Raw genomic sequence first — 6,863 nt, 5'->3', positions numbered from 1 at the left:
AATGACCTCGGATTTTTGACGCAAATATTTCGGCTGATGCCGATAAGCTGCTAATGTAATAAGTAAGATGTTCATAATCTTTTTACCACGAGCGCCACTTCTTTCCACTTTAATTAAACTGGTAATATTACCCCATTTTAATCTCTCAAAATCCTTGAGCTTCTGGGGAGGAATATCAAAGACAGATACCTTTCTAACCAGGTGACGACCATGACTAATATCTACTGATTCTGCTTGACTTTTAGGTGGTTGATTTTCGATAATATTCACAACCTGTTTAAACAAGTTTTTTTGATTGCCTTTAAGAGCGATAATATAATCATTTTTAGACTCAGTAATCAAAGTAGTTGTCTCTTTTTGACAGTGCAAAGCATCCAATGTAAATATGTTCCCTCGATCGGGATAACCCTTGACTAGCTCTTGCGCCTGTCTGATTTCAGAACTTTTTTTGTTTTCAAATTTTTGGACTCTGACAACCAAACCAGTATTCTGACTGAATAAGGACACAATTGAGACAAAATCGTGAGTGCTATTCTGGGGATTTTGGCAGGTACTTCTGAGACATTTACCATCAATTGATACCCAATCAGTCAAGTCTATTGAGGTAGTTAGCTGACTAGCCCATTGATTAAATGCGTCGATTAAATCTGAGGTATTGACCAACATCATTACTCGTCTAATAGTAGAATAAGATGGGACTCTATCAATAGTGAGATTAAAAGTTTTAACGATCAGTTTTTGGTTGCATTTAGCAAAGGTTCCGAAATCTCTATATCCCAAATAACCCAACATGAATCCCATAATAACCAATAGTAATATTAGCCATAAGGGATGTCTTTTCCCGCTGGTTTGGCGTGGGTCATTGACTTTTTTCAAAAAAGAGATTAGAGTATCCATATCTATTATATGAAGAGCGATCGCTAAAAATCTTATCAGATAGCGCGATCGCTTTTACTTTTCGCGATCGCACCGGAGAATGAAACCGCCCTGTGGCTCTCCCGTACTTGTGGTGATAAACTAGGCTTATAGTTTAGCCACATCAAGGTTTTCAGCCGACCTTCGACCGTTTAATTGTATCAGCTACTACTTTTTACACCTAGTATCCGGGAGAGCCGATTTTGCCAGAGAATTTGGAGTTGGTAAAGATAAACACATCATTTTAGCTAGTGATTGCCCACTTTTTAAAGACAAGGTCAAGTATGCGTTTACCCTGGCAGTTGGACAGTCAACGTTGTATGAAAGATGTCGTTGGGGTCTACTCTTTGTTTGAGTTGTTGCAGTCGTGCGTACTGCTCTTTACTGTCGTAGTACATCTTTCTGATATCATCCTTTGTAATATCTGTATCTCCAAAGGAACCCCAGAAAACCCGTAGTTCTTGATTGCCGCTGAAGTGTTCGTCAACCACATTCTGCATCTGTTTCTGTAATTCTTCGGCAGCTTTCTCGAAGCCCTGCCGGTAGAAGAGATCGAATACAAAGCAGAAAACGTAGTTTCTATGAGAGATTGATGTTGCCTGCCTACGCTCCGTATTCTGATAAGCACCACCGCCCATCAACATTTGAAAGACGAGCTTTACGCCTTCCGTTTTCATAACCACCTTATCGACCATGTCTACAAAGTTCTGAATAAAATCGTCGGTCAACGCGTTTGTGGTGCAGTTGATACGCTTTTTGTATGGATATTTGAATTCACGTCCATCAAGGGTTGTAGCTGGATGGCGACGCACGAACGAATCTGACAAATCCGGCAGCGATCTCTTACCGTATTCGCGGCGTAGGAGCTCCTTCTCCCAAAAACTTTGCTCAAATAAAACCGCCTCATCGATTGATTTCAACCTCTCATCTTCGATAACATCTTTGTTTACGACAGGTATATCTCCGTATACTGCTTCAACCAACAGTACTGGGAAGAATTGGATTTTGTCTGTTGATTTTACGGTCATCATAAAATCAAAATCTGCTGTTAGTGTCCCAGCTTCGATGTCTTTCGACCATGCCTGAACCAGCTTCATCATTTTCTGAAAGCGACTCTTTCTATACATCCCGAGTGCAGTATATCCGTAGGAATTTGGGCGATCGCTAGCCTTAATATATTTGAACGTGTAGCTGGTCACGATGCCAAACGAACCAGCATTTCCACCTAACACACCCCAGAATATCTCTCGGTCAAGCTTCTCTTCATCCGAAGAGGGTGAAGAACCGTTTACTGGATGAGTAACCGTACGAAGATTTCCATCTGCCAATACAATGTCGAATGCCTCAACGTAGTCAAGGGCTAAGCCAAAGTTACGGACAAGATGACCATACCCTCCAGTTTGAGCATGACCGCCGATGGCCACCATCGGGCACTCACCGTGGGGGATTGTGATCTTCTCTTGCTTGAAACGATCTGCGAGCGTCGTCAGTTTAACAGCTGGGCCGACCTCAACGATATTCCCAGAGACGCTTAGGTGGTTAAACGCATCCATACTAAGCACAATCGTTTTGCTGCCTCCCGAAGACTTTCCAGAGTATTGATGCCCGCCGCTTCTAGCCACAATATGCAAGTTTTTCGATCTGGCAAACGCGATGGCTGCCGCAATGTCCTCTGCGTCCCGTGGGTAAGCCACCATTAAGGGTGTCAAATTTTTCGCTGGGTATGATGTAGTTGCGTAGACCTTGGCCCGACAGTGGTAGCCCAGATCATTTGGTTGGAAGACGTCACCTTTAAAACCTGGTATTCGTTCTGGACGTGTAGGTAACGTTAGAGGAACACCTTCGTGAAGTGGTGTGCCTATACGAGCAGATGCTGCGAAGATAGTATTTGTTGTGGACTCTATCAGTCTTGGAGTGTAGGCATAACCAGTGACCTCAAGAGCATTCTCTCGGTTTATTTGCAGACGAGCGGATATCTGGAGGTCTGGGTGGAGTTTGCCCTCTCCGTTCTCACGATAGGATACTCCGCTGTGGATATAGTTAACGTACTCGACGATAAAGTTCGCCCGATTCAGATCAGCAGCTTCGATTCTGTGGAGCCTCTCAGAATAAATGGTCGGATCTAGACCTGCTCCTTGACCCATGTCTGCAATAGCTTCGAGGACGTGAGACCCAGCCAATATTTCACGTGCGTGGCCAGAAGGAAGCTCGAAGATAACTGCGGCGACAGAAGGAAGGTTGGAGACAACTGCGGCGATAAGTCTCTCTAGCTCTGATTTTCCCTCTTCTGCAACTCCGAGAGCAGTGATACTCACGATCGGCATTAGGTATGAGCCACTATAAAGATCCAACACCAGGTCGCAATTCTCTGGTACATCTGACTCTAGAAATAAGCCTTGGGCGAGGCGAAGAAACTCGTCATAACCAGTATAAGGGAAGGAGAATCGCTGCATCCAAAGGCTCTGAGCTGGCACTGCCTCAAATGTGACTTGAGTGATGATAGCTCTAGACTCTTGGCGCAGAGCCAACCATGATTCTCCTGCGTAGGGTTGATCTGTGCTGATTGGAACTGTGATCGGTGTTCCATCTGGCTTCACTGCTTTGATTTCCGAAATATAGCCTGTAAGCGACCCTAGACTACGTGTTAGGTATGAGACGCTCTCATTCATTACATTTGAGGCAATGCTCTTTAGCGGATCGTCGGAAAGCGGTAGTGCCAAGCTGCGATCGATGAGGTGCTTTGCTATATCTTCGGCTGTCGCTCCCGCCTCTACTGCCACCTTGTTCCCATTGATGGTGACGTTTACTAATTCGCTGAGATTGATAACAACTCCGTTTGACCCATCCACTTCATCTTGTCCTACCACCTGTTTGCCACTTCGAACAAATGTTTTTTGGTTCTTAGAAAGCTTAATCGCAGTGGCAACATCATCTTGGGACGCTGGATACCAGACTTGATGGGAACCTGAAACGTCGGTGATGGTGTTTTGGAAATCCCAGTTGGATGGAATGACTCTTCCATTAAACTGGTTGGCTTCTGTCTTTGAAGGCTCCGTCATGTTTATCCCTAAGTTAATTGAATAATGCTCAGGACTTATATCAATTCCGGTTTCACCGGAATGATATCGCTTTAGTTTCTGGCCACCAGTGGAAACAAGTAAGTCCTTTAATCGACGAACTAACCGATATATTGAGTTACGGCAGTAACTTGTGACATTGGCAAGAGACGTTTAAGCATAACTTGCCCTCCTTGCACTTTTAACACCCTTTCACTATATCATTCCGGCTACGCCGGAATTGATATGACCAGTCGGGCGCTGCAATTTTGCACTACGGCACTCTTGAGCCGAGTCTTGCAAATGTCGATCTTTCTGATGTGGATGTCGAGAAGATTGGTGGGCAACTGCGAACATTTGGAAGTAACTTGTTGCAGCAAAATGGTGAATCAAACGATCAGTCTAACGATCAGTCTAACGGCATTGGTGACAAGTTAAGGCTCAAAGCCAGTTGTCAAGGGAATTTTCGGTGGTGGCTCAAAGAACAAGGGCTCCCCAGTGCGGACGGTCTCGGGAAAGGGAGCGATAATCAACTTAACCTTGGGTTTTCGTTGAGCTTTGACAATCCCTAAATCTCGATTTTCCGGAGCGGCAAAATACTTCACGGGGTCAGCAGCTAATCCCTGGTGATGAGCCACTTGAAAATGATACAGACCTCGATAAATCATCTCCAAAGAAATGCTCTCAAATTCCAGGGACATCTCGTCAGCCACGGCATCTCCTAAATCTACCAACAGACCATAAAAGAGCCAAGTTCCCCAAATCTGTAACTTGATGCCATTCAGGGAACCCGTCCATAAATAACTGAGTCCTAACAGCCGTTTTACTACGTTAATCAAACGTAAGGTGATAAATGAAGTCTTTTTCGTTCCCGAACCTAGACACACTCGGCGGTCTCGCAGACTATAGCTGTTGGTCAACACTGCCTCGACTTGTATCGTCGCTCGTTTTTTGAGTCTGGTAATTAAATCCACGCCTTGTTCTCTCAATTGATGCCAAAATTGAAAGTGATAGAACCCTCTATCTAGTAGCAGTAAGGTCTGGGGTTTGACTAATGCTAACAGGTCTTTCTCCCACGAGGTGTCCGAGGCTCTGGGATTTTCGTCAAATCCAATCTCGATCGGCAAGCGGGTGATTAAATCGATGACTACTGTCATCTTTCCGGCTAATTGACCTTTGGGCAGAGTTTCTAAACTTTTGAGTTTCCGAAATAGAGCTTCTAGGGTTGAACTGTCGGCGATCCAAATCTGCTCAAAGCAGCGACGGGCAAACTGTGTACTTTCGGGTTCAAGACGGCGAGTTCGTGAGCACCAAGCCTGTCTCAGATGGGGCAACAATTCTTTGAAAACTCTCTCGAATAACTCGGCCGGAAAGGTCAAAAATCTTGGGTCTTCCGTACTTACTGTGCTAAAATATTAGGTGAATGCCAAAAAAGTAAAGCTCTAACTTGAAAGTTTTGAAAATTTTTAAACCCAAATCCACAGCGTTTTAATAACTTTAACTTGTTGTTGATTCCTTCCACTATTCCGTTGGTTGTTATGAGCTCAAAATAACCAACTATCTCAGGAAGCCACCGCTTAATTGTTTTTACACTTTTTTTGTAGTATGGTTCGGCTTTTTCTAACCAATCAATTAGTTCTAAAGTCCCCGATCCCACATTATGATTGTTCTCAAATAAGAGGTGAAACTCTTCTTTTAACAAGTGCATAATTCCTAGTAATGGTGAAGCTTTTTTAACTTGCTTTAATTTTTCTTTTTGTTTAGTAGATAACTGCTTTTCTGCTTTCAACAATGTATATTTACTTCCTTTTAAACCATCAAATAATTTAGCTCTTTCTTTGATATTTAAAGAACCGGCCGTTTGTTTTTGAGAAATTCTAGCCTGATTCAACTCCTCATGAATCAATTTTGTGACATGAAATCTGTCTACTGTCACCTCAGCATTTGGACAAATTTTCTTTACTAATGATTTATAGTTTCCCGTCATATCCATACTTACTTCTTCTATCTGAGATAATACTTTTTCTCCCCAACTTAACATCACTTTTTCAATCTTAGACTGTTTTCGCTCTGAAACTAACCCAATTAATTTATGACTTTCTAAGTCTACTAAAACTACAATAAACTTTCCTTGACCTTTGACCAAACTAATTTCATCCATCCCTAACTTTCGCAAATCTTGCACATCAACAGGCAAAATTGATTGAGCAACAAACATGACCATTGACTCAACTTCCTCTGCTGTTAATCCGTTGTTATGAGCGACATTCTTCAGATCACTATGAATAACTTGTTGGGTAATAGCTTCTGCATATCTATAAGTAAAACTTTTCTTCTCTGGCACAAAATCTAAAATCTCACTAAAAGGTTTTTGACAATTTTTACACTTAAATCTGCGTCGATTCACAGATAAAACTACTTCTCTATTACCTATTGGTAAATCTTTTACTAAATGTCGTTGATTTTGATGAAGACGATGACTTTTTTGACCACAACGAGGACAAAGTGCTGTTTTCTTATCCGATTTCACGAATATAATTAATGTATCTTCTGTTTGTTGACTATTTTCTACTAAAACTTTTGGTAAATTTAGCAATTTCGTCATTAACCTATTCATAAAACACTCGTTTGTTGGTACTTACCTAATATTTTAGCACAGTAAGTACGGAAGACCCCTAACTACGAGGATTTAAGAGGTGTTGGAGTACAAAAAATCAATTAAAAAGCAGCGAAAATTAATTTAACTTAATTAAAATTTGTGAAAATTGGAGGAGAATTTAGGATTTTTGAGGGGCAAGTAGGAGAGATTAGGAAATAAGAGGGAATAAGAGGAAATATAAGGGTTAAAATATAAAGCTTTTTGTAGCCCTCAGTAACAATTGTGGTGTTGTT

At 42.0% G+C, this 6,863-nt stretch carries 5 protein-coding genes and 1 pseudogene; 1 reads left to right on the top strand and 5 read right to left on the bottom strand.

Annotated elements, in window-relative coordinates; all coding sequences use genetic code 11:
* Window positions 1-897 (bottom strand): ISAs1 family transposase (locus tag OSCIL6407_RS31470; RefSeq protein ID WP_148288970.1); only part of this gene is annotated, 897 nt, incomplete at its 3' end.
* A 308-nt stretch (window positions 898-1,205) separates the two neighbouring features.
* A complete protein-coding gene (locus tag OSCIL6407_RS0128825; protein ID WP_007353156.1) occupies window positions 1,206-3,974 on the bottom strand; it encodes an FAD-binding protein in 2,769 nt (922 codons plus the stop codon).
* Window positions 3,975-3,991: 17 nt separating this feature from the next.
* Between OSCIL6407_RS0128825 and OSCIL6407_RS36580 the strand changes: the two genes are divergently transcribed.
* Complete coding sequence (locus OSCIL6407_RS36580; RefSeq protein WP_007353155.1) at window positions 3,992-4,129, top strand: hypothetical protein; 138 nt, start codon at window positions 3,992-3,994, stop codon at window positions 4,127-4,129.
* A 58-nt stretch (window positions 4,130-4,187) separates the two neighbouring features.
* Here OSCIL6407_RS36580 and OSCIL6407_RS35735 read toward each other — a convergent pair whose 3' ends face one another.
* The 3 genes and pseudogenes from OSCIL6407_RS35735 to OSCIL6407_RS0128815 form a co-directional block, all read right to left on the bottom strand.
* Window positions 4,188-4,328: a hypothetical protein gene (locus tag OSCIL6407_RS35735; RefSeq protein WP_155523444.1), complete on the bottom strand. Its 141-nt coding sequence runs from the start codon at window positions 4,326-4,328 to the stop codon at window positions 4,188-4,190.
* A gap of 77 nt (window positions 4,329-4,405) precedes the next feature.
* A pseudogene (locus OSCIL6407_RS0128820) lies at window positions 4,406-5,356 on the bottom strand (transposase); the annotation flags it as partial.
* Window positions 5,357-5,370: 14 nt separating this feature from the next.
* The gene (locus OSCIL6407_RS0128815; RefSeq protein WP_007353153.1) at window positions 5,371-6,576 is read right to left on the bottom strand and encodes an ISL3 family transposase; all 1,206 of its coding nucleotides are present in this window, start codon (window positions 6,574-6,576) and stop codon (window positions 5,371-5,373) included.
* Between the last annotated feature and the right edge of the window lie 287 nt (window positions 6,577-6,863).

The sequence above is a fragment of the Kamptonema formosum PCC 6407 genome (assembly GCF_000332155.1).
Classification (GTDB): Bacteria; Cyanobacteriota; Cyanobacteriia; order Cyanobacteriales; family Microcoleaceae; genus Kamptonema; species Kamptonema formosum.
Note: the sequence above shows the minus strand (reverse complement) of the source record. Positions and strands in the feature narration are given on the sequence as shown.